Raw genomic sequence first — 24,730 nt, forward strand, 5'->3', positions numbered from 1 at the left:
TCTATGCCACCTGACTCAATCGAAAGCTGGCGTGCCATCACAGCCAATGCCACGGATCCCCAGCTATCAGCATGATGGTATTTTACAACCACATCGGGAACAGTGTTGTCATCCGTTACTATACGGGCGCCACCACCATTAGGAGTGACTGTAGTTTCTGGGTTTTCCAGTGCGACTTGCCAACCACCATAGGTATAACGGATCTGAGCCTGGCGATTAAATATGGCACCATCCGTACTGCCCACAAAATCAAGACTATCAGGTAAAGAGGCTACATCCATAAAGGTGGACCAGGTTTGCCCCATCAGCCAATTGTCATAGGTTAAAAACGCATGGCGAATTTCTGGGCTATAACCATTGGTGATACGTTCATCACCATTAGGTGTCGCCATCATGTCAAATTCAATTGTGCCGTTTATTTTCTTTCCATTATCAAGCGTAGTCGCTGTTTTAAAGAAAAAGCGGGATTGTCTGGCATGAGCGTCAAAAGTCGCAGACTCACCTTCACCACCAACAGGGGTAAGGCTGGGTACATAAAAATCACGACCGATACCTGTAGGGATCTGACCATCTGAGGTATCAGTCCACATCGTATCTAATTTAATATAACCGCCGTAGGTCAATTCAGTATCACCAAAGGTGACTGCAGCCTGCGCCTGGGTGCAGATCCCGGCAAAGGTTAAAGCCACTAAGCTGGCAAGAGGTTTTTTCGTCAGCATTGTTTTCTCCTGGTCCAAGTCAAAATGTTGTTATTGTCTGTACCACAACTCAACTTTGGTTTGCTTTTGGCAAAGCGACAATTAGCCTTTAGTCGCAGATTGTTTTTTATTCAGCCACACCAAAGACGACAGCATCTGAATTGGCTAGACTAAGGTCTAATGTTGCTGACACCTTAAAAAAGGTAGAACGAACATAGCCATAACAGGTGGTGGTCGCTATTGGACTAAGCCATCGAGCCTACAAGACAGGGGAATATTAAACATGAGTCATGCCCAGCTTTATCCGGTACCAGAGCACACCAAAGCCAACACTTTGGTGACCAACGAGCAGTATCTGGCGATGTATGAAGAGTCAGTGAAACAACCTGAACAATTTTGGGCAACGCATGGCAAGCGCATTAGCTGGTTTACACCTTTTACAAAAGTGAAGGACACCAGTTTCGATTTGGGTAATGTGCATGTGAATTGGTTTAGTGATGGCAGTTTAAATGCCAGCTATAACTGCCTGGATCGCCACTTACCAGCCAAAGCCAACCATGTAGCTTATTATTGGGAGGGTGATGAGCCTGGCGTACAAAAGGCGGTCACGTACCAGGAGCTCTACGACGAAGTTTGCCAACTGGCCAATGCCATGCGCACTTTAGGTGTAAGCAAAGGCGATCGTGTGACTATCTACTTACCTATGATCCCAGCAGCTGTGGTATCGCTGTTAGCGTGCGCTCGTATAGGCGCTATTCATTCAGTCGTCTTTGCTGGCTTTTCACCAGACGCTTTAGGTAGCCGTATTCAGGATTGCGATTCAAAACTGGTGATCACCTCCGACCAAGCTGCACGTGGTAGTCGCCTCACTTATTTAAAAGACAATACCGATCAAGCCTTAGCACACTTAGGTGATGCGAATCCGGCCAAGCATGTCATTGTGGTTAAACATGTGGGGGAAAACATCGATTTCCATCAGGGCCGCGATCTGTGGTATCACGAAGTTCTGGCGAAAGAGCCAAAACATTGTGAGCCTGAAGTGATGAATGCTGAGGATCCATTGTTTATCCTTTATACCTCAGGCTCCACTGGCAAACCTAAAGGTGTGTTACATACCACAGGCGGCTACATGGTGTGGGCGTCCATGACTCATCAATATGTATTTGACTACAAAGACGGAGACATATACTGGTGTGCCGCGGACATCGGCTGGGTCACAGGCCATACCTATATAGTATATGGTCCGTTAGCGAACGGCGCGACCAGCATTTTATTTGAAGGTGTCCCTACTTATCCGAGCGTTAAGCGTATTGCTCAGGTGGTCGACAAGTACAAAGTGAACATTTTGTATACAGCGCCAACCGCTATCCGCGCTTTAATGGCACATGGCACTGTGGCTGTCGATGGAGCCGATTTATCCTCGCTGACTATTTTGGGCAGTGTAGGCGAACCTATTAACCCTGAAGCCTGGAACTGGTATCACCAGAGTTATGGCAAAAGTAACTGCCCTATTGTCGATACCTGGTGGCAAACAGAAACAGGCGGTATTTTAATTACGCCATTGCCAGGTGCAACAGCCTTAAAACCAGGTTCTGCCACACGACCATTTTTTGGCGTAAAACCCGCTATTGTTACGAACGAAGGTGAGCTGATCGATGGCGTAGCTGAAGGTAACTTAGTGATCCTCGATAGCTGGCCTGGGCAAATGCGTTCTGTGTTTGGTGATCATGAACGGTTTGAACAAACCTATTTCAGCACCTACAAAGGCATGTACTTTACCGGTGACGGCGCAAAACGCGATGAAGACGGTTACTATTGGCTAACAGGCCGTGTCGATGACGTGCTGAATATTTCTGGCCACCGTTTAGGCACTGCCGAAATTGAAAGCTGTCTGGTGGCACATGATGCGATTGCCGAAGCCGCAGTGGTAGGTTATCCACACGACATTAAAGGTCAGGGCATTTATGTCTTTATTGCTCCTCGTGTGGGTGTAGAACCAAGTGATGAGCTGACAAAAGCAGTGCGTGATTGGGTACGTCGTGAGATCTCCCCTATTGCTGCACCGGATATTATCCAGTGGACACCCAGCTTACCAAAAACCCGTTCAGGCAAAATTATGCGCCGGATTCTGCGAAAAATTGCGGCCAATGAATACGATCAGTTAGGCGATATTTCTACTTTGGCGGATCCTTCCGTTGTAGAGAACTTGATCCAAAACAGATTAAACCGCTAATCTGTTGACAATAAGTTGCTAATGTTTAATTAATAGCAACAACACTTTAGCTGAACCCGGCCTCCGCTTTATAGCAGAGGCCGGGTTAGGAGTTTATATGGCAAAGTTAATTGTCGCAGATGACCACCCATTATTTCGAAACGCGCTGATCCATGCGATCAGTAATACCTTTGTCACCAAAGCCACTATAGAAACCGACAGCTTTGAGGCAACCTGTGAAGCTTTGCTGGAACATCCTGATGCAGACTTGTTGCTGCTGGATTTGCATATGCCCGGCAACTGCGGTTTTTTGGGGCTGATTCAACTGCGCAAGCAGTACCCGACCCTGCCTATAGTGGTGATATCAGCCAGTGACGACGTCGACGTGATTAAACGCGTCATGGCGTTTGGCGCTTCAGCCTTTATTCCAAAATCGTCGCATCCGGCAGAAATTGGTAAAGCCTTAAGTGCAGTGATAGATGGTGAGCTTTGGGTGCCGCCTGCGATCCGCAGCCAGGTGATAAATCAACAGCAGCACCAACCCGATTTAGATCTCGCCAGTAAAGTCGCTGAACTGACACCGCAGCAATACAAAGTCTTGTTTTATTTGACTGAGGGTTGGTTAAACAAACAAATTGCTTATGACTTACATATTTCCGAAGCAACGGTAAAGGCTCATATCACTGCTATTTTCCGCAAATTGGGAGTCACCAATAGGACACAGGTTGTGATTCAAGCCCAGCGCTTGCAGCTGGAAGCTCCGGCAGACAAAACGCTGGTCGCCAACTAATCAGAACAACAGGCCTGATTACTCAGGCTTGTCAGATTTTTGGGGCTGTTGAAACTCATCGATAAAGATTTGCCAGAACACTAAAAATAGCGCGGCAACCATAGGCCCTAATACAAAACCATTAATGCCCATCAAGGTAATGCCACCTAAAGTAGAAAACAGCACCAGATAATCCGGTAACTTGGTATCACGGCCCACCAATAACGGCCGCAATATATTGTCTGCTAAACCAATCACCAGAGCACCATAAGCCACAAGAATAGTCGCAATCACCCAATCGCCTGTCGCATACCAATACAAGGACACAGGTAGCCAAACCAATGCAGCGCCTACAGCAGGTAATAAGGACAAAAATGCCATCACCACGCCCCATAAAATAGGCGCAGGTAAACCCAGTAACCAGAAAATAAAGCCGCCCAAAGCCCCTTGTACTACCGCAACTACCAAATTACCTTTAATGGTCGCCCGGGTAACTTCAGCAAATTTGGCAAAAAGTATCCGTTCACGCTGATCGCCCAGAGGCAAAGCCTTGATCATTAACTCGACTAAACGAGGGCCTTCACGTAATAAGAAAAAGGTTAGGTAGAGCATCAGACATAAGCTGAGAATAAAGCCAAAGGTATTTTGTCCAATCGACAACGCTTCTTTGGCCAATAAACGACTGGCCTCAACAGCACCAGACGACAATTTTTCACGTAATCCATCCGTTTGAATACCGAAGCGACTTAAAAACTCAGTCACCACAGGAAAGGCTTGTCGTATGGCTTCGATGAAACCATCCGGATTAATTTCACCTTTTTCTATTTTGTCGTAAAAAGCTATACCTTCCTGAATAAAAGCCGCGCCAATGGCCAACACGGGTAATATCACTATCAGCACACAGAGCAATAAAGTTAACAAAGCAGCTCTGTTGGGTTTATTGCCAATACGGCGCTTAATTGTGGTATGAACCGGATAAAAAATGACGGTGATGGCACAAGCCCAGAAAATACAGCCCCAAAAAGGTTCCAGTACAAAACCAAAAGCCAGGGTGACAATAATCAACATGGCTAAAAAAACACGCTCTTCCAACTTGGCCAGCATTCAGCTCTCCTTTGCTCAGAATTTTAATCGTTGAGGCATTTAACCACAGCGAAGGCGAAGCGCCTAGAATATGCGTTACGAACGCTGATTTTTTAAATGGTTAATACCTGCCCGAAGTGCCGCAGGTTTAATTGGCTTAGCTAAAAACAGTAAACCAGCCGCTTTAGCTCTCTGGGCTAAATCAGGTTCTGGAGCTGCCGACACTAAAATACCTGGCACATTGCCCCAATACTGTTGCAATTGCTGATACAGCTCTAAACCATTGAGCCCTTGCCCCAACTGATAATCCAGAATGAGTAAATCAGGCTTGCTCATAGTCTCAGCATGCTGCAGCAACTGTTCAGCGTACACATAACTGTTCACCTCCCCTAGTTGCCACTGCTGCAATAACACCCGAAGCGCAGCAAGATTGGAGCTGTCATCATCCACACAAAGCACCTGCCATTGCGGCAACGCAGTACTCTGATTCTCCAGCATCGCTTTTTGCTCATCCACAGATCGCTCAGCTGCAAGAGGCAAATACAAACTAAACACAGTGCCTTTGCCAACCACAGAACGGACCTCAAGCTGATGTCCCAGCAAACGAGCCATACGCTGCACGACGGCCAAACCTAGACCAACCCCTTGCTGACCGCGGGCTGTGCTGTCAACCCGATAAAAATCGTCAAAAATACGTTTAAGCTCATGCTCTGCCACGCCGGGTCCGGTATCCCAAACCTGCATCAACAACCGATCGCTTCTCTTACGACAGGACACAAGCACCTGACCGGCAGGCGTGTATTTAATCGCATTACTTAAAATATTCTGCAGAATACGCCGCAGATAAGTGCCGTCCGTTTGCACTTGCCAGTCGCCGAAGTGAGTGCGAAGTCTGAGCTGTTTTTGCTCTGCCAACAATCTGAACTCATCAGTTAACGGCTGTAAAATAGCAGTGACCGATAGTGCCTGAGTTTTCGGCTGCAACCGGCCGTCATCCAGACGGGCAATATCCAACAAAGTAGCAATCAGCTCTTCAGTGGCTTTGAGGGAATTATCTAACTGATGAATAATCCTTTGCTGATCCGTCCCTGCATCCGCTCCCTGTAAAGCGGCAGTGAAAAGCCGGGCTGCATTAAGTGGTTGCAAAATATCGTGACTGGCAAGTGCCAAAAAGCGTGTCTTGGACGCGTTGGCGGCCTCTGCTTCTGCTTTTGCTTGCAGTAGTTGCAATTCAGTTGTACTGCGTCGTTCAACCTCCTCCACCAACTCCTGATTCATTTCACTTATTCTGTGAGTGCGCTCCTGCACCCGCTGTTCCAGATGTTGTTTGGCTTCCGCCAGTTGCTGCACTGCGCGCACATGTTCAGTAATATCGGTAAAACTGGTAACAAAACCTCCACCCGGAATTGGATTACCGCGCATTTCTATCACTGTGCCATCCGGCCTGACCCGCTGAAAAACATGAGAGGTGCCATTTTGCATATGGGTAATACGTTTCGCGACATGCTCTTCAGGCGCCCCTTCGCCAAAAAGACCACGTTCCGCATTAAAGCGCACAATATCAGCAACAGGACGACCAATACGGATCATACCATCAGGGTAATCAAACATTTGCAGATAGGCTTTATTCCAGGCCACCAGTTTTAAATCACGGTCTACAACACTGACGCCCTGACTTAAATGCTCAAGGGTTGAAAACAAAATTTTACGGGAAAATTGAATGGCCTGAGTGGTATCGTCAAACAAGGTGACGACATCCTCAAGCTCCAACTGCCGGCCTTCAGTTGCTGCACTGACCACAGCCAAAGCAGAGGCTGCACCTATTACACCGGCGAGCTCTCGTTCAACAAAAGCAATAAGCTCTGGTCCTGCAATACTGTCCTGTGAGTCCAAATCAGGGAAACGACGTTGAAACTCAGCCATGGCTTCATTACAGCGCTGCGCACCAATAAAACGTTCCAACAGCATAGTAATGTCTGTTCGCCGAACTCTGACACGGCGCACTGGCGCCTCTTTGGGTTCAAGTGGCAAAGTGGGTTTTACAAAGGCTGCGGCCTGCAAACGATCTTTTAAATTTACCTTGACCAACAAGGAGAACAGCAAATAACAGCTCAGATTTAATCCTAAAGACCAGATCACACCATGACTTAAGGTATCCAGCTGCAGACCAAACAGAGATGTTGGTTTTAAGGCTTCAATGCCAAACAACCCCTGCTGCAATAGGGTTTGATCCAGCACGCCTACAGCAGCCAGCTGTGGCACCATCAGGCAAAAAAACCACAACATAAAACCAACAGCCACACCAGCATAAACACCAAAAGCATTGCCATGACGCCAATACAAGCCCCCCACTACCGCAGGCGCCAGCTGAATAGCCAAAGCAAAAGCTAATAAACCTGTTTCAGCCAGTTCATAATTGCGCGCGAACAATGCGTAATAACCATAAGAGAGCAGCATCACGGCTATAATCATGGTGCGGCGCACTAATAAAATCAGACCACTATAGTCTTTAATGCGCTGACCATGGCCTGGGCGGCGCAAAATGGCCGGCATCACCACGTCATTACTGATCATGGTACTTAGCGCCAGTGTAGAAATAATAATCATAGAAGTCGCAGCAGAAAATCCGCCAATAAACACCAGCACACTTAAGGTATGCCAACCGGACTTTTCCGGAATTAACAATACAAAACTATCCGCCAGATGCTCCTGCCCCGGAAATAAGTGCATGCCAGCCAAAGCTATAGGGATCACGACCAGCGTCACTAACAACAAATAACTGCTGTACCAGCGTTTAGCATGGCGTAAATGTCGGTGATCGACGTTCTCTACAAAAGCGACATGAAACTGGCGGGGAAGCAAAAAAATAGCTGTCATCGCCAGTACCGTTTTGATGGTAAAAGAAAACCAGCTGTTGTGATCTGTACTGTATTGCAGGTGACTGGCATGTTCCGCAAACTGTATGACGCCGATAGTGTCAGGCAACAACAGCCAGTAAGTCATAAAAGCCAGACACAGCAAAGCAAATAACTTCACTACAGATTCAAAGGCAATAGCCACCATTACACCGCGGTTTTGCTCAGTCAGCTGTACTTTACGGGTTCCAAACAAAATAGCGAACACGGTCATCGCCATAGCGCTGAACCAGGCCGTGTCCTGCCACCAGGGTAATGAGTGATCAGATAAATCATGGCCAAGCAATACCTGATAGGAACTGGCAACAGCTTTTAATTGCAACGCTATGTATGGGATCACCACCACCAGGCACAATAACGCCGTGACTAAGGCAATATTCTTACGTTTGCCATAACGAGCACTGATAAAGTCAGTAATAGAGGCCACGTTTTGTTTTTTTGCCACATACAACAACTTAAACAAAAAGGGCTGAGCAAACAGAAAGACTAAAATTGGCCCAAGGTAAATCGGTATATAATCCCAGCCTTGTGTAACCGCAGTTCCTACCGCACCATAATAAGTCCAGGATGTACAATACACAGCCAAAGCCAGGCTATATAACAAGCCACCATACTTTCGTAGTAGTTGATCACCGGCATGGCGTTCACCCCAGTTGGCAATAAAAAACAGTAAACCTACATACAACAAGGCCAATAAGGCGACTATCCAGGCTGACAAAGCATGCTCCCCTCTGATTTCTGACGTTACTTTTGGCATAAAGCTGCAGAAAGTCAATGATCTGGCTTTTGGGGTTCGACTAAAGTCGGGCTATCGCTTCCCACTCCTGCTGCTAGATTAAGCATGCAAGTCAACAGAATTTCTATAACAACCACAAAAAACAACAAGAGGAAGACAACGATGGCATTTCAAAGCAATGAATTAGCCAAAGCGTATTGGCGGGAGAACATCTCGCTGATGCTCAAACTGCTGGCGGTCTGGTTTGCAGTATCTTTCGCAGCCGGAATTTTATTTGTAGACCAACTGAATATGGTGCAGTTTTTTGGCTTTAAGCTCGGATTCTGGTTCGCGCAACAAGGCTCTATCTACACCTTCGTTCTGCTGATCTTTGTTTACGTCATCAAGATGAATGCACTTGATCGTAAATACGACGTCCACGAAGATTAAGGGGTAGATAATGGACTTACAGACGTTAACTTATATCGTAGTCGGTGCAACCTTTGCGTTGTATATCGGCATTGCTATTTGGGCCCGGGCGGGTTCAACGCAAGAGTTCTATGTGGCAGGTGGCGGTGTATCGCCTTTAGCCAATGGTATGGCAACTGCCGCTGACTGGATGTCAGCCGCGTCATTTATCTCAATGGCCGGCTTAATTTCTTTTATGGGGTATGACGGTTCTGTCTACCTGATGGGTTGGACTGGTGGTTATGTGCTGCTGGCCTTATGTTTGGCTCCCTACCTGCGTAAGTTTGGTAAATTTACTGTGCCTGACTTTATCGGTGACCGTTATTACTCTCAAACAGCACGCACAGTGGCCGTTGTTTGCGCCATTTTGATTTCCTTCACTTATGTGGCAGGTCAGATGCGTGGTGTAGGTGTGGTGTTCTCCCGTTTCCTTGAAGTAGATATCACCACAGGTGTAATCATTGGTATGGCTGTGGTATTTTTCTATGCAGTACTAGGCGGTATGAAAGGTATTACCTACACCCAAGTTGCTCAGTATTGTGTGCTGATTTTCGCCTACATGGTGCCAGCAATCTTCATCTCTATCATGATCACAGGCCACGTGTTACCACAGACTGGCCTCGGTGCCACCTTACTGGATGGTTCAGGACTGCACCTGCTGGAGCGCTTGGACGGACTGTCAGCTGAGTTAGGTTTTGCCGCTTATACCGAAGGAACTAAATCCACAGCTGACATCTTTGCTATTACTGCAGCCTTAATGGTAGGTACTGCAGGTTTACCTCACGTTATTGTACGTTTCTTCACAGTACCACGGGTAAAAGATGCTCGAATCTCTGCAGGATGGGCCTTAGTATTTATCATGATTCTGTACACAACAGCTCCTGCTATCGGTGCTTTTGCCCGTTACAACATGATTGATACCATCAACGGTCCTGACGCTCAGGGAACATTAGTAACTGAAGCTCCAACCTGGATCAAAAACTGGGAAAAAACGGGTCTGATTAAACACGAAGATAAGAATGGCGATGGTCGTATGTTCTACTCAGGTGATGAGCGCAACGAAATGACGATTGACCGTGACATCATGGTGTTGGCAAACCCGGAAATAGCTCAGTTACCGGATTGGGTTATTGCATTGGTAGCCGCTGGTGGTATTGCCGCAGCGTTGTCCACAGCAGCCGGCTTGTTACTGGTGATCTCAACATCTATTTCGCACGATTTACTCAAACGAAATCTGATGCCCAGAATTACCGATAAACAGGAATTACTGGCTGCCCGATTAGCCGCAGCTGTAGCCATCATTGTAGCTGGTTACTTAGGCATTAACCCACCAGGCTTTGTGGCGGAGGTGGTGGCATTTGCCTTCGGCTTAGCCGCGGCGAGTTTCTTCCCGGCCATTATTCTTGGTATTTTCTACAAGAAAATGAACAAGGAAGGTGCTATCGCCGGTATGCTGGCAGGTGTGATATTCACTGTGGGTTATATCCTGTACTTCAAAGGTATTTTTATCACCCCCTTTGCTGAAAACAAACCTCAAAACTGGTTGTTTGGTATCTCCCCTGAGGGTATAGGTACCGTAGGTATGGTCGTAAACTTTGTAGTTGCCTATGCGGTAAGCAAATTTACCAAAGAAGTACCACAAGATGTCCAGGACATCGTAGAACAAATCCGCTATCCAAAAGGTGCAGGTGAAGCTCAGGTTCACTAACGCCACTTAGTTGTAATGAGTAAGGCGTGGTGACACGCCTTACTATTTTCTAGTCAGGAAGGTTGTATGCAAGTTCAGGAAGTTGTTACTTTTTTGCAGCAAACGCCACCCTTTGATGATCTGGCACCGCACGTCCTTGAAACCCTGAGCAGAGAATTATCTGTGTTGTATCTTGCCACTGGCGAAGCACTACAACCAGAACCCCAATTAATGCTAGTGCGTTCGGGCTTGTTTGCGCTGCATACCGAACAACAACGTCTGACTCATTTACAAAGTGGCGACTTTTATGGCTATCAGTTATTGCTGACAGGCCTGGCTGACCCAGATACCATTCGCTGTGAAGAAGATGGGCTGGTGTATTTTTTACCCCAAAACAGCTTTGATAAATTACGTCACCAGTACAAGAATTTTGATTTATTTTTCCAACGCTTATTTAGTCGCCGCTTGCATCTGTATCAAAGCAGTCAGCAGCAAAGCACTTCCACCTTAAAAGTTTCTGATTTAGTCACCAGACGAAAAGTATCGATTGAATGCTCAAACACAGTGCAGCAAGCCGCTTTGTTGATGACAGAGCAACGGGTTTCCTGTCTATTAATTGAGCAAGATGACAAACTGGTGGGCATACTGACTGACCGGGACTTACGCAGCCGTGTATTGGCGAAAAATTTATCTGCCACCACCACAGTCAAAGAAGTGATGACAAAAACACCACAAAGCATCGAAGCAGACCACTTTGCTTTTGAAGCCATACAGCAGATGAGTCAATACAATATTCACCACTTACCCGTTGAGCAGGATGGTAAAGCCATAGGTGTATTAACCACCACAGACTTAATCCGCAGCCAACAGGAACATCCGGTTTTTCTGATCAGTCACATTCACCGTCAGCATAAAGCCGAAGGCCTCAATGCCATTACTCCACAAGTACAGCAACTTGCTATACAACTGGCTGAGCAACACATTCCTTCTTATGAAGTCAGTAGCGTGCTTACCAGCATTATGGACGCTTTAGCACAGAGCTGGTTACACATAGCAGAACAACAATTGGGCCCTGCCCCTTGTGTCTACAGTTGGTTGGTGTTTGGCTCTCAAGCCAGACGAGATATGTTACCCAGTGCCGATCAGGACAATGCTCTGTTGCTGGAAAAAGAGCCTGTTGGAGCAGTCGCCGATTATTTTTCCGCGCTTTCAGATATTGTTTGCAACGGTTTAGCCTCCTCCGGTCAGGCGCTCTGTGACGGCCATATCATGGCCTCCAACCCAGAGTTACGATTAAGTCTCAAAGGCTGGTCGGGTCGTTTTGCCAAATGGCTGAATACGCCAGACCCAAAAGCCCTATTAAGTAGCAGTATCTTTTTTGATATGCGCCTTGTTCATGGCAGTAAAGGTTTATTTAATGTGCTGCATGAAGATGTGCTGGCACGCTGTAAAAATAACGAATTGTTTTTGTATCATCTGGCTAAAAATGCCACTGAACGCCAACCGCCCCTCGGTTTTTTTAAACACTTTTTATTGGAACAGGATGGTCGTCAGCGTAAAGGACTGGATCTGAAAAAACGCGGTATTAGCCTTATTACAGATTTAGTGCGGGTTTACGCTTTGTCCGCTGGTATCCAGGCTGTGAACACCAGAGAACGTCTGAAGCTGTTATTGCAACACGCAGTGCTTACACAGCGCCAGCAGCAAAACTTACAGGGTGCGTTTGATGTGTTGGCCAATTTACGCTGGCAATTACAGTCACAGGATCTGAAACGTGGTCGGCATTTATCCAATTTACTGGATCCGTCCCAACTGAGCTTATTACAGCGCCATCAGTTAAAAGACGCTTTTGCTGTGATCAGCGACGAGCAGCAAGTGCTCAGACAACGTTTTTGCCGGGAACTCTAAATGTGGAACTGGCTGAGAAAACCAGTGGCAGTGCATCAACGGGTACTGGACTTCGAGAACGAGCACAGCCTGGACAAACAAAGCCTGGCCAGTACAGCCCATTATGTGGTACTTGATTTTGAAACCACTGGGCTGGATGCAAAAAAACACCATATCGTCAGTGCGGGCTGGGTCAAAATTTCCGCTGGCAGAATTCATTTAAACTCAGCTCAGTACCGACTGGTGAAAAGCCCGGCCTCAGTTGGCCAAAGTGCCGTGATCCATGGTCTGCATAATAACGAAGTGCAACAAGGTATAGAGTTGGAGGAGCTATTAAGCCTATTGTTGCAGGAACTAAAAGGTGCAGTGCTGGTATCTCATCACAGCGCTTTGGAACTGAACTTCTTAAAACAAAGCTGCCAAAACTGCTTTGGTCGCTCTCCTGCCTTTAAAGCTGTCGACACCTTAAAACTTGAGCTTTACAAAATGCAGCTCAAAGGCGGGCCTGTGGCACAAAATTCGTTGAGTTTGCCCGCTTGTCTGGCCCGCTATCAATTGCCTGAAGTGACAGAGCATCATGCCTTATCTGATGCCTTTGGCTGCGCTCAGTTACTACTGGCACAGTTAAAAACCAGAGGAACGTCCTGTACTTTGGCTGAGCTTTTTCAACAAAGCCGCTAAAAGCTAGATGAACTATGTAAGGACGGGTGACTAGAGATTCAGGAACCAAAGCAGGTTGCACGCCGCTTTAGGGGAACAAAAAACTAATCACCCGGTTTTACTTATTGCGCAGAGCCATGTACATTCCATTGTCACAATAGCGGGCGCAGAATGTTACTTTGTACCAAAACCAATTAAAAGTAAACATTATTTGATGAAAAAACAGCTTCATATAGCATCTAAATCTAGACAATCGCATCATTATTGCTTATTAATATGTTACCAAGTAACAACGAAGTGCCTTTATTTATGCATAGTTTGTATTGCCTGCTCCTGTCGCTTTTACTGCAAAGCCTGTTGTTGAGTTCAGCCTGGGCGCAACTTCCTGTATTGCCTTATCCAAAACAGCTGGAACTCAGACAGGGTCATTTTGTGTTTGATAAGCAGTTTAACGTGCAACTCCCTGCCGGACATCCTGAATTCAAAATCCTGGTTGAACGATTTATTCAGCAGAGCACTATCAATACAGCGTTAAAGTTCGAAGCAGATAACAGAGCGCATTTAGTTATACAGCTCAATGCTGAATACACAACAACAGCGCAGCAACAGGAAGCATACCAACTTGAAGTCAACAGTAATCACATTCTGCTAAGCGCCAAGCATGCCACTGGAGTATTGCGCGGCTTGCAAACTCTGCAGCAACTAGTTCAGCGCCAGTCAGTACAGACTGTTATACCCAACCTAAGTATTGAAGATGAGCCGCGTTTTAGCTGGCGGGGGTTATTACTCGACCCGGCAAGACGTTTTTTGCCTTTAGCTGATATCAAACGTCAGTTGGATCTGATGGCAGCAGTCAAACTTAATGTACTGCATCTGCATTTAACCGATGATCAGGGTTGGCGCTTTGAATCGAAAATTTTCCCTAAGCTGCATCAAACGGGCGGCAAAGACGGCTATTACACTCAGAATGAATTACGGGAACTGGTGTTGTATGCCAAAGAACGTGGCATTCGTGTGGTACCTGAAATTGATATGCCAGGCCATACCACGGCTTTAGGTCTGGCGTATCCGCAGTTGATGACAGCTCCAGCCCCCACTGCCGCAGAAATTCATTGGGGTGTACATGCTGCGGTGTTAGACCCATCCAACGAGCAGGTGTATTCCTTTTTACAACAATTACTTGCTGAGGTAGCCCAGATATTTCCTGATCCTTATCTTCATATAGGTGGCGATGAGGTACTCCCCGACCGCTGGCTTGAAAATCCGGGTGTACAGGCTTTTATGCGACAGCAACAGTTAGCGGATGCCGGCGCTTTGCAGGCTTATTTTAATCGCCGTGTCGAACAACTTCTGCAACCTTTGGGTAAAACCATGATTGGCTGGGATGAAGTACTGGATGATCAGTTACCAAACTCAGTGGTGGTGCAGTCCTGGCGTGGCACTGAATCTTTATTTCAGGCCGCAGAGGCGGGTCACCCCGCTATTTTATCCACCGGTTTTTATTTGGATCAGCCTCAAACTGCAGCGTACCATTATCGCAACGAGCCTTTACCTGATGTGGTGATGGCACCACAAGCGAAGGAGATTAAAAGCTGGTCTGGCTGGAGTTTTCAATTCGAGCGTAAACGAGGTGCTGCTGTGACAGGTACAGTGTATCTGGTGCAGTTAAAAGCCGGCACAGTTCGCGGTTTTATCCAGTTTCCCGGAAAAATGCTGATTGAAGCCAAAGCCCTGCACCAGCAAGGCAAACATATCTATTTTCAGTTTGATAGCTGGATGGGGCCTGTATTGGCCAGGTTACAGTTGTCAGACGCTGTTCAGGGCGAATTCGTGGTAGGGAATGCTCCTTATCAGATCACAGGCCAGGCTTTAGCGTCACAGGCAGTCTTACCCATTCAGTTTGCAAAAAACCTGAGCGACAAAGCAAAGCAGCAGGTTTTAGGCGGTGAAATCGCCTTATGGGGTGAGCTTATTACGCCGGATATAATAGATCTTCGTTTATGGCCAAACGGATTTGCAGTCGCTGAACGACTCTGGTCAGCACAAAGCCAAAAGGATGAACAAGACTTCTATCAACGACTGGATTACGTGCAGCTGTGGGCACAGCAATTTATCGGGTTAAAAAACCAGCAGCAACAAATTCAGGGCTTGAAGCAGCTATTGCCTGCAACTTATCTGGCGGACTTTCTTATCGTGGCCGAAACCCTGGAGCCGGCGCATTATTATCATCGATTGCATGAAAAATCAGAGGCAGGACTTTATCATCAACAGGCACCGTTAAATCAACTGGTCGACTTTTTGCCGGCAGAGCATCAAGCGATGCGGCGCTTTGAACAAGATGTCGCTTTGTGGCTGGAGCAAAAAAAGCCAGAACAATTAAAGCGTCTGCAGCAAAAATTACAGCGTTGGCAAAAAGCCGCACAGGCGTTATCTGCAGCACCTGACACAGCACTCACCCCACTTTTTATACAAACCGCACAGCTGTGTCAGGCGGGCTTAGCTGTATCAGCCAGCATTGCAGCTTCGCAGAAACTCTCGTTAGCAGAGCGCCAAAAGATAGAGCTGCAACTAGATAAGGCGAAGGCTATTCAGCAGGAATTGATTATCGCTTTGCACAGATCCATTGCAGCTCTGCTTCAGGCGTCTCCTCACAGGCTGCATTAGGCAAAAGGCTCTGCCACAATAGGCCAGATAGGACGGCTCAATTTTTTATAGCCGTTACGTTTAGGGTCGCTTGGGTAAGGTGCACCAGCATCAACATAAATAATATGCGAAGCCAGAGGCGCAAAGCCCTGATAAAAGTGATTGGTGGATTTGATCAGCAACAGTTTGTACTCTTTGGGCTCCATACCTAAAGCTCTGAATAAACTAGGGTCAAAAGACTGGCATCTGTTGCTGTTCAGGATCACTTCAATGCCATTAAAACGGATCAGTGCGCAATCGCCCATAGGCACCAGACTGTCGGCAAACTGCTGCTGTGCTTCTGCCTGCAGGCGCACTACTGTCACTAATTTATCTATCGGCTCGCCTGCAGTAGCACAGCTTTTACCACCAAACCTCAATTCTATTTCAGCCCCCTCGCCGGCAGCAAAACAGAGTTTGACCGCCATAGGATCCCAAATTGTTCCTACAGCAACCTGCTGTAACTGACGTTTGATCACCTGGTGCAAAACTAAGGTACCATCCCCAGCTACACCACCACCTGGATTATCCCAGACATCCGCCAGTACCACAGTGCCAGATAACGACTGCGCCTGATCTAACGCTGCGCTGATGTCATAAAACTGCGGTAAGGTCTGGCCACGGTAAGAAAACAGCTCCAATCCTAACTGCTGTGCCAAAGCGGCTCCTTTTTCAGCATCATTATTGGTGATCACCAATAACTTAGAGCCCATATCTGGCACATCACCTGCCATAAACCCATGGATCACCGAAATAGATAAAGCCCGCTGCTGTTGCTCCAGCAGACAAATTTTTTCGATAAAGGATTTCATCGGTTCATGGCTGGTAGGTAAAACATCAATCATACGGCAGTCAAAACAACTCATCACAGGCCGGATATCGCCCCGCGCAGCTGCGACAGCCAACTGCACCAGCTCCCGCGATCTGGCCATAAAATCCAGATGCGGAAACTCTTTAAAAGCGATCAACAAATTTGCGGAAGCTAAGCGTAAATCAGTTAAATGACTATGCGGATCCAGGGTTGCACCAACAATGGCTGTGGGTCCCACTATAGCTCTTATTCTGCTTAATAAATCACCTTCACAGTCATCATAACCCTGCGCCACCATAGCACCATGCAAACCTATTAACACCACCTGCACCGGCATAGCAGCCGAGAGTTGCTGTAAAATTTCATCCCGCAAATGCTCATAAGACAAACGATTTAACAAACCACCAGGTTCTGCCCAGGCGCAACTGCCTTCTATTACTTCGACAGTTTTATTTAATTCAGCATATTCGCGACAAGCCACCAAAGGCGCACTACACAAGGTAGGTGTGGCAGGATGCTGGCCAGGCGGTGCGTAAAAGCTTTGATAGAAACTTACTAAATCAGTGTACATAGGAGAGAAGGTATTTGTTTCTGTCGCCAGCGACGCGGTAAAAATACGCATATTGCCTCTGTTGCTTATTTATTACTTAAATAGATTGCTTAAATAGTGCCTGGGAAATTGCGCTGGACTATTTGATTCGGAAACCTTCGCCTGAACGGCATCAGCAGTTCCCTCTCGCTGCATGGTAATGATCTGTAAGGCTTGTTCCCTGCTGATATCGGAGGGTTTGCTCAATAAGCTGACTATGCAAGCCAGACTTAAAGACACAGCCAAAGCTGGTAAGCAAGGATTGCCCCAAAACATCAGCCAGGAAGGATGATTTAAAATAACGGCAGACGTCAGTAAAGCGCCCATCAACGCAGCTAAAGCCCCTTGCCAGGTCAGCCGCGGCCAGAAGCGCCCTAACAGCGCAATCACAAACATTCCGGACATTAAAGTAGCAATCATGCCCGTGATATAACGGATTAAATCGTTCGACATCAACGCCAGCAGTAATGCCAATACCGACACCAGCATCACTGCAATTCGCGAGAAAAAAATAGCTGACTTCGCTTCAGGCATGCTGCCCGTCACACTTTGATATAAGTCGCGGATCAGCACAGATACAGCGGCTATAGAATCCGAGGAGGCAGAAGATAAAGTGGCAGATAAGCCTGCCAACAACACCAACATGGCAAAGACAACTGGCAATGTCATGACGGCTAATGTAGTAAAGGCAAATTGATGGTTAGTTAAATCCGGAGCGAGCAGCCGGGCTGAAATACCAATCAAGGCAGGCAAAGCAGCAAAAATCAGGTATAAAAGCCCGGCAAAGACAAAAGAGCGCCGCACACTTCGCACACTGCGCCCTGAATAAATACGCTGACGAAATGAGGGGGTTGCCAACACACCAACAGCCACCACAGCAGACAAGGAAATAGCAGGTAACAGCTCCATTTGCTGCATCCGGCCAGTATGTTGCGCATCAGCCACACTTTGCCACACCAGTTTTAAACCACCAACAGCCTCAACCGCAGAGTAGCTCATCAGCAAAAAGCCACTAAACAGCACTATCGCCATCAGGCTGTCGGTCCAGATCACAGCTTTGTAGCCACCTATCATGACGTAGAAAGTAAAAGCTAATGCTATCAATAGTTTGGCGTGCAACATTTCTATGCCAGTGGCCCAGGACAAATACAAGGCACCACCAATAATATGAGCACCTAACCAACCTAAAGACGCCAGAAAAATCAGCACAGCGCTGCCATTTTTCACCCAAAGGTTGGCCCCCACGTAATAACTCAGCTCTTCGCTCATGGTCATAAAACGCATCTGGCGCAGTGGTGCAAACCACCAGGCTGTTAATAAAATACCAATGGCACCACCTATGCCATACAGCATGCCACTCCAGCCATGGGTATAAGCAAAGCCCACAGCACCCATACTGGTGCCTGTGCCTATCATAGTAGCTACTGTAGTTCCAAAGGTCAGGCCACCTGATACTTTACGCCCAGCCAGTAAAAAATCTTCGCTGCTACTCTGGCGACGCGATACCAGATAACTGATACCAATCATGATCAGCAGATATAAAGCAAATCCCGCTAAAAAATATCTGCTGTCCATCTTAGCTCCTGTCTTTGCGATAGCAGGTTAAGTCCACTTCCACTTTGCAATCGACCACCAGATCAGTCACAGCACAAACGCGGGCTGGCGGTGCATCAGCAAATACCTCGCGGAACACTTTATTAAAACTACTGAAATAACGCGCGTCAGTCAGATATACCTTTACATGCACTACATCAGATAGCTCGTAGCCGGCACTGTGCATAATGTCGATACAGTTTTGGATAGCAAGCTTCGACTGCTCTACTATGCCGCCTTCCACCACTTCGCCATCACGCATCGGCGTCTGGCCTGAAACATAAAGCCAACCGCCCGCTTCTACTGCTTTAGCAAAAGGCAAACGTTGACCTCCTGTGCCAGTGCTTTCGTCAATACCGTATCGCTTAATACTCATCTTTTGTCCTGCTATTCATCACAGTGTTAATCACCCAGAGGCTGACGTTCATCGCCGCCACGGCTGCTGTCGAGTGACAATTTCACCCGGCGTAATTTATCCCGTGATTTACGTTTGTTCAGCTTGGCCACTTCCGTTGCCAGCACATCAATAATGGCCAGCATGGCGTAGCGTGACGCCGATGGTTTATAGATAAAATCTGTTTCAGGTGCCTGCAGCCCAAGCACAATGTCGGCGTTTTTGGCTAAGGCAGAGCCTGGTTTGGTAATGGCGATCACTTTGGCACCGTACTGACGGGCAATAGCTGCTGAATCAATAATTTCGCCTGTGTTGCCAGTTAACGAAATAGCCACCATTACATCTGTTGGCTCCACAGCAGCTGCGACCATCCTGGTTAATAAGCCATCCTGATAACTGCAAACTGGCATACCGAAGCGGAATAGACGGTATTGCAGCTCTTGTGAGCCAATAGAGGAGCCGCCGCCCATACCAATACAAAAAATCATCCGGGCGTTTTGTAAATAACTGACCGCCAGTTTAATGTCGGCTTCCACCAGCAATTTGCGACTTAAATCCAGCGTATTTTTAATGGCCTCATACACGCCCTGAATGCCATCCAGGTCCGGCGTCTCTTCAACAAAACGTTGCCCTACCGCCAGTGACTGCGCCAATTTCACTTTCAGCTGGCGCACATCCTTACAATCCACAGTACGGGCAAAACGAGTGACGGTGGCCTGGCTCACGCCAGCTTGTTCTGATAACTTTGCAATACTCATTTCTGTTGCGGCTTTTACATTGTCGAGGATCAGCTGGGCTACCCGCTGCTCTGATTCACTCATCTCGACAAAACGTTCTGAAATCCGCGACAACACATCTATTTCGTAACTCATGGTTTTTCCTGACTCTTCTTCAACATTGGTTACTATGTAACAAGCAAAAAAGTAACACCAAATGATTAATTAAAGTTACTTTGTACCAAACTAAATCGAAAGTAAATATTAATATGGCGCTTTTACAGTAATTTACATGTAGTGATATAGTTAAAATACAATATAGCTTATAGGTGAATGTTATGAAGTACCAACGTCTCCGGCATAAATCAGCGACTTCGCTCCCCTACCCGAATGGCTTGAATTTGCTGATGCAGGACATTTGTCTGCCCGCTGCAGTGCTGAAACAACAGGCCATCAGGCATAACCTGAACTGGATGCAAAGTTTTGCTAACCACAGCAAGGTGTTACTGGCTCCTCACGGTAAAACCAGTATGACGCCCTGGTTATTTCAACAGCAACTGGCAGCAGGGGCCTGGGGATTGACAGTAGCCACAGCCTATCAGGCGCAAATTGCAGCCGAAGCGGGAGCCCGTCACATTATTCTGGCTAATCAGTTGGTAGGCAAAGCCAATATGGCTTTGGTCGCCGGGCTAGTGCAGGACGGAACCGAAGTGTTTGTTTGTGTGGATCACCCGGCTCAGGTGCTGGCACTGTCAGATTTCTTTCAGTCATTGCAACTGACTATTCCACTCTTGATTGAACTTGGCGTGGATGGCGGGCGCTGTGGCTGTCGTACTGAAACCGACCTGATGCAACTTGCCAAGCAAATACAGAGTCTACCTGCAGTGCAGTTGGCTGGTATTGAGTTTTATGAAGGAGTGGTCAAAGGAGCAGAGCCTGAACAGGGGGTGCGGCAGTTGGTGCGTCAAGCCGCCAGGCTGATGGCCACGTTACAACAACAGCAACTGCTACAGTATCCGACTGCACTGATCAGTGGCGCTGGTTCAGTTTGGTATGACGTAGTGGCTGAAGAACTCACCAAAGCCGTGCTACCAGAGCAGATAAAACTGGTACTCAGACCAGGTTGTTATATCAGCCACGATCAGGGTATTTATCAGCAGGCTCAGCTTCAGGTACTGGCCCGCAGCCCTCTGGCGTGCTCGCTTGGCGGGGATTTACAAAACGCTCTGGAGCTGGCCGTTTATGTACAGTCTTTGCCTGAGCCTGGCCTAGCCGTTTTGGGTTTTGGTAAAAGAGATGCCGCCTTTGATGCCGGTTTACCTCAAGCTATGGCCATTTATCGGCATGGCAACTTAGTCACAGAGGATTTAGCGGACTGCGAAACCATCAAAGTGATGGATCAACATGCCTTTTGGCGTTTTGGCCCATCTATCCAACCCCAGATTGGCGATATTGTGCTGCTGGGCACCTCGCACCCCTGCTTAACTTTTGATAAGTGGCGCACCTTATGGGTGGTGGATGAGCGTTATAACCTGTTGCAGGAAGTGGATACGTTTTTTTAATTCGCTGAATAGAAGAAGCCAGTCACTGGACTGGCTTCTTTATGTTGGTCTCTATGCTCAATAGCAGCTCATTTCATTGAGCTCTAGCGATCAGGGATCTTTAGATTGAGTGCTCTGACAACACACCAGGCTTAAAGCTATCGACACTGATCGAGCTGAAACGTAATTCGTTCATGCGCACCAGTTGTTTGGCTTCATCTGCATTAATCACGTTAATTTCCAGGGCTTTAGCAATTAGCTGATCCATAGGAATTTTACGTGGTACAGCACCTTGTTTTTGTGCGGCATAAATCTTCTTCATCACAGGCTGAGCTTGATGCACTGCAATAAAGGCTGATTCCATTAAACCTGTTGGATCCTCATCGCCTTCACCAATAAAACATAAGTGAGTTAAGCGGTCACGGATCACACCCGGTTTTAACAGCGCATCAGAAATGTCCTGAGTCACTGCATCGGCTGGCATTTTGTAGCCAATGCCAAATGGGAATATCAGAGTTTTTAATAAGCGGGCGACCACAACACTTGGGAAGTTCTGGAAGAAACCAGAAAAAGCTTTACCAATTTCAAACAGGTTACGTTCGATGGAGTAACGTACGAAAGGTAAGTCTGCTACCTGACGGCCGTTGTCTTCATAAAACTTCAGTACGGCAGAAGCGATATACAAGTGGCTTAATACGTCGCCTAAACGGGCCGACAGCATTTCTTTACGTTTTAAATCACCACCTAACATCAGCATGGAAAAATCTGCGCTTAAGGCCAAAGCACGGCTCATGCGGCTTAACTGCTTGTAGTATTTGGCGGTTTCACCAGACACCGGGCTTGAGTTAAAACGACCTAAAGTTAAACCCTGCCACAGTGCGCCAAAAGTATTACCCAGCGCAAAACCTATGTGCTTCATCAGCAGGCTGTCGAATTGCTGTAAGCCTTCTTCCGCATTTGGATTGGCAGCAGCTTCTAATTCCTGTAACACATATGGATGGCAACGGGTTGCACCCTGTCCAAAAATCATCAGGTTACGGGTTAAAATATTCGCACCTTCTACCGTGATAGAAATTGGCATGCCCATATAACCGTGCGCCAGATAGTTTTTAGGACCGACCTGAATAGCGCGGCCAGAGTGAATATCAAAGGCATCGTTTAACAAGGTGCGGGACATCTCTGTCATATGGTACTTGGCAATAGCAGTGACCACGGACGGGCTCAGGTTTAAATCAATAGCACCAGCCGTCATCACACGCATGGCTTCTAAGCTATAAGTGTAAGCACCAATACGGCCTAAACTTTCCTGCACCCCTTCAAATTTACCTATAGCCATACCAAACTGCTGACGGACATAAGAGTAAGCACCAGTCATCCGAGTGGCTAAATGACCTGTAGCTGTCGCCAGAGCTGGCAAAGAGATACCACGGCCTGCTGATAAACATTCCACCAGCATACGCCAGCCACGACCTGCGTAGTCCGGGCCACCAATAATCCAGTCCAGCGGAATAAAAACGTCTTTACCGTAGGTGGTACCGTTCATAAAGGCCATATTCATTGGGAAATGACGATCACCAATTTCAACTCCTTCATGGCTGGTTGGGATCAAGGCACAAGTGATACCCAGTTCAGTTTTTTCACCTAATAAGTTTTCCGGGTCATACAACTTAAAGGCCAGACCTAACACAGTAGCCACTGGAGCCAGCGTAATGTAACGCTTATCCCAGTTCAGGCGGATACCTAATACTTCTTTACCCTCAAACTGGCCTTTACAAATCACGCCTGTATCCGGAATACCACCGGCATCAGAACCCGCTTCCGGGCCTGTTAAAGCAAAACAAGGCACTTCTTTACCTGCGGCTAAGCCAGGCAACCAGCGGTCTTTTTGTTCCTGTGTACCGTAGTGCATTAAAAGTTCGCCAGGGCCTAAAGAGTTAGGTACCATCACAGTCACAGCAGCAGTTAAGCTGCGGGTGGCGATGCGCGATACAATAGTCGAGTTGGCAATAGCAGAGAATTCACGGCCACCGTAGCTTTTTGGAATAATCATCGCAAAAAAGCCGTTGTCCTTGATGAATTGCCAGACTTCTGGTGGTAAATCGCGCTGTTCCTGCACAATTTTGTAGTCATCCAGCATCTTCAGCAGAGTGTCTACTTCATTGTCCATAAAAGCCTGTTCTTCAGCAGACAATTCAGCTTTTGGAATGGCATGCAGCTTCTTCCAGTCAGGTTTACCCTGAAACAAATCACCATCCCACCAGACATCCCCAGCTTCCATAGCTTCACGTTCTGTATCTGACAGCGGAGGTAATATTTTCTTAAAGATGCCAAACACAGGTTTGGTGATCAGGTTACGTCGAATGTCTGCTACACCGAGCACAACAATCAGCACAACCAACAGCAGGATCAGAATTGACATAATAAGGTCCTTGAGAGATTAGTGAGTTTGACTTGTTAAAGTTAAAGGTGACGCTATACCAGCGGCTAAATAAGGAATAAGCCTGTGGATCACGCCTTCTATTTCTACATTTTCGTTAAAATCTGCTGCCGCTATTTCTTGTAACGCCTGGTTCGACGCCATGGTGAACACCACAGTGCCGAGCGAAAAATGTAGGCGCCAGAAGATTTCACTGGCTGGTAAATCAGGGCAAGCCTGCTGCACCAGCAACACAAACTTGTCCAGAGTGCGACCATAATGGTGGTTAAAAAACCAACGCAAATGCCCTTGTACATCGGTATAGCCACGGCCCAGCAACTGCAAAAACATCCGGGTACCGTGATGCTGCACTTTATTCAGTTCCAACAAAGGTTTAATAAAAACCGACAGCACAGCCGTTAAGTCATTTTGTTTCTGACTAGCTAATAACTGACTGAATTCCTGATCCAAACGTGGCATCAGCACCGACAAGTAACGCTGCAACACCGACTGGATCAACTCTTTTTTTGAACCAAAATGATAGTTCACCGCCGCCAGATTCACCTGCGCCATGCTGGTGATTTGTCGCAATGAGGTATCAGCAAAACCGGTTGATGCAAAAAGCTGCTCGGCTGCATCCAGAATTTTGTCCTGAGTTGTCGTTTTATTAACCATAGCTCTGACTGAATTAAAACACCTGTTTGAAATGTACGTTTGAAAAAAAACACTGTCAAGCGAGGAATGCATAAAATGCCCTATCTGGTCAGATGAGCAGCAAAAAACACAACAAATCTAGATTCCGCCTACATATTAACGCCAACAAGTCCCGTTTAAAGGGGCGTAGGCATCAGGCTGAACGCTGGCAAAGCATTGCTCGCCCTAGTGCAGAAGAAT

At 47.1% G+C, this 24,730-nt stretch carries 17 protein-coding genes (1 of these 17 cut by a window edge); 8 read left to right on the forward strand and 9 right to left on the reverse strand.

Going from position 1 to position 24,730, the window contains the following annotated elements; all coding sequences use genetic code 11:
- Positions 1-719 carry the 5' portion of a DcaP family trimeric outer membrane transporter gene (locus tag EK374_RS11645; RefSeq protein ID WP_127023577.1) on the reverse strand. Its footprint begins 439 nt before the window's first position, so the window shows 719 of its 1,158 coding nt (coding positions 1-719); the start codon lies at positions 717-719; its stop codon lies off the left edge, out of view.
- Positions 720-981: 262 nt separating this feature from the next.
- On the opposite strand from EK374_RS11645, the gene acs reads away from it, so the two are divergent.
- Positions 982-2,931 carry an acetate--CoA ligase gene (gene acs, locus EK374_RS11650; protein WP_127023581.1) on the forward strand — a complete coding sequence of 650 codons (1,950 nt, stop codon included), beginning with the start codon at positions 982-984 and terminating at the stop codon, positions 2,929-2,931.
- A gap of 97 nt (positions 2,932-3,028) precedes the next feature.
- The gene (locus EK374_RS11655; protein ID WP_127023584.1) at positions 3,029-3,700 is read left to right on the forward strand and encodes a response regulator transcription factor; all 672 of its coding nucleotides are present in this window, start codon (positions 3,029-3,031) and stop codon (positions 3,698-3,700) included.
- 18 nt (positions 3,701-3,718) lie between these two features.
- Here EK374_RS11655 and EK374_RS11660 read toward each other — a convergent pair whose 3' ends face one another.
- Together EK374_RS11660 and EK374_RS11665 are read right to left on the reverse strand one after the other, a co-directional pair.
- Positions 3,719-4,783 carry an AI-2E family transporter gene (locus EK374_RS11660; protein WP_127023587.1) on the reverse strand — a complete coding sequence of 355 codons (1,065 nt, stop codon included), beginning with the start codon at positions 4,781-4,783 and terminating at the stop codon, positions 3,719-3,721.
- Between the two features lie 75 nt (positions 4,784-4,858).
- Entirely contained in the window at positions 4,859-8,434 is a 3,576-nt protein-coding gene (locus tag EK374_RS11665) for a hybrid sensor histidine kinase/response regulator (RefSeq protein WP_233280238.1), read from the reverse strand.
- A gap of 141 nt (positions 8,435-8,575) precedes the next feature.
- Between EK374_RS11665 and EK374_RS11670 the strand changes: the two genes are divergently transcribed.
- From EK374_RS11670 to EK374_RS11690, 5 genes are all read left to right on the forward strand, one after another.
- Entirely contained in the window at positions 8,576-8,842 is a 267-nt protein-coding gene (locus EK374_RS11670) for a DUF4212 domain-containing protein (protein ID WP_127023590.1), read from the forward strand.
- 10 nt (positions 8,843-8,852) lie between these two features.
- On the forward strand, positions 8,853-10,568 hold the full coding sequence (locus tag EK374_RS11675) for a sodium:solute symporter family protein (protein WP_127023593.1): 1,716 nt from the start codon (positions 8,853-8,855) through the stop codon (positions 10,566-10,568).
- 66 nt (positions 10,569-10,634) lie between these two features.
- Positions 10,635-12,455, forward strand: a complete 1,821-nt coding sequence (locus EK374_RS11680; RefSeq protein WP_127023596.1) for a putative nucleotidyltransferase substrate binding domain-containing protein — start codon at positions 10,635-10,637, stop codon at positions 12,453-12,455.
- Positions 12,456-13,115 (forward strand): 3'-5' exonuclease, encoded by a 660-nt coding sequence (locus tag EK374_RS11685; RefSeq protein ID WP_127023599.1) that lies wholly within the window; start codon positions 12,456-12,458, stop codon positions 13,113-13,115. It abuts the gene before it with no gap.
- Positions 13,116-13,370: 255 nt separating this feature from the next.
- Positions 13,371-15,758: a beta-N-acetylhexosaminidase gene (locus EK374_RS11690; protein WP_127023602.1), complete on the forward strand. Its 2,388-nt coding sequence runs from the start codon at positions 13,371-13,373 to the stop codon at positions 15,756-15,758.
- Here EK374_RS11690 and EK374_RS11695 read toward each other — a convergent pair.
- From EK374_RS11695 to EK374_RS11710, 4 genes are read right to left on the reverse strand one after another with little or no spacing between them, the layout of a single operon-like run.
- On the reverse strand, positions 15,755-17,209 hold the full coding sequence (locus tag EK374_RS11695; RefSeq protein ID WP_127023605.1) for a M81 family metallopeptidase: 1,455 nt from the start codon (positions 17,207-17,209) through the stop codon (positions 15,755-15,757). The two genes, EK374_RS11690 and EK374_RS11695, sit on opposite strands and share 4 nt — an antisense overlap.
- Before the next feature lie 21 nt (positions 17,210-17,230).
- On the reverse strand, positions 17,231-18,751 hold the full coding sequence (locus tag EK374_RS11700) for a sodium:solute symporter family protein (RefSeq protein ID WP_127023608.1): 1,521 nt from the start codon (positions 18,749-18,751) through the stop codon (positions 17,231-17,233).
- Between the two features lies 1 nt (position 18,752).
- On the reverse strand, positions 18,753-19,145 hold the full coding sequence (locus tag EK374_RS11705) for a RidA family protein (RefSeq protein ID WP_127023613.1): 393 nt from the start codon (positions 19,143-19,145) through the stop codon (positions 18,753-18,755).
- Positions 19,146-19,171: 26 nt separating this feature from the next.
- Entirely contained in the window at positions 19,172-20,035 is an 864-nt protein-coding gene (locus EK374_RS11710; protein ID WP_127023616.1) for a MurR/RpiR family transcriptional regulator, read from the reverse strand.
- Positions 20,036-20,217: 182 nt separating this feature from the next.
- Between EK374_RS11710 and EK374_RS11715 the strand changes: the two genes are divergently transcribed.
- Complete coding sequence (locus EK374_RS11715) at positions 20,218-21,441, forward strand: amino acid deaminase (protein WP_127023619.1); 1,224 nt, start codon at positions 20,218-20,220, stop codon at positions 21,439-21,441.
- A gap of 100 nt (positions 21,442-21,541) precedes the next feature.
- On the opposite strand, the gene EK374_RS11720 is transcribed toward EK374_RS11715, so the two are convergent.
- Both EK374_RS11720 and EK374_RS11725 read right to left on the reverse strand, forming a co-directional pair.
- Positions 21,542-23,839 (reverse strand): acyl-CoA dehydrogenase, encoded by a 2,298-nt coding sequence (locus EK374_RS11720; protein ID WP_127023622.1) that lies wholly within the window; start codon positions 23,837-23,839, stop codon positions 21,542-21,544.
- A gap of 18 nt (positions 23,840-23,857) precedes the next feature.
- On the reverse strand, positions 23,858-24,511 hold the full coding sequence (locus tag EK374_RS11725; RefSeq protein WP_127023625.1) for a TetR/AcrR family transcriptional regulator: 654 nt from the start codon (positions 24,509-24,511) through the stop codon (positions 23,858-23,860).
- Between the last annotated feature and the right edge of the window lie 219 nt (positions 24,512-24,730).

The organism is Rheinheimera mangrovi (assembly GCF_003990335.1).
In the GTDB taxonomy this organism is placed as follows: Bacteria; Pseudomonadota; Gammaproteobacteria; order Enterobacterales; family Alteromonadaceae; genus Pararheinheimera; species Pararheinheimera mangrovi.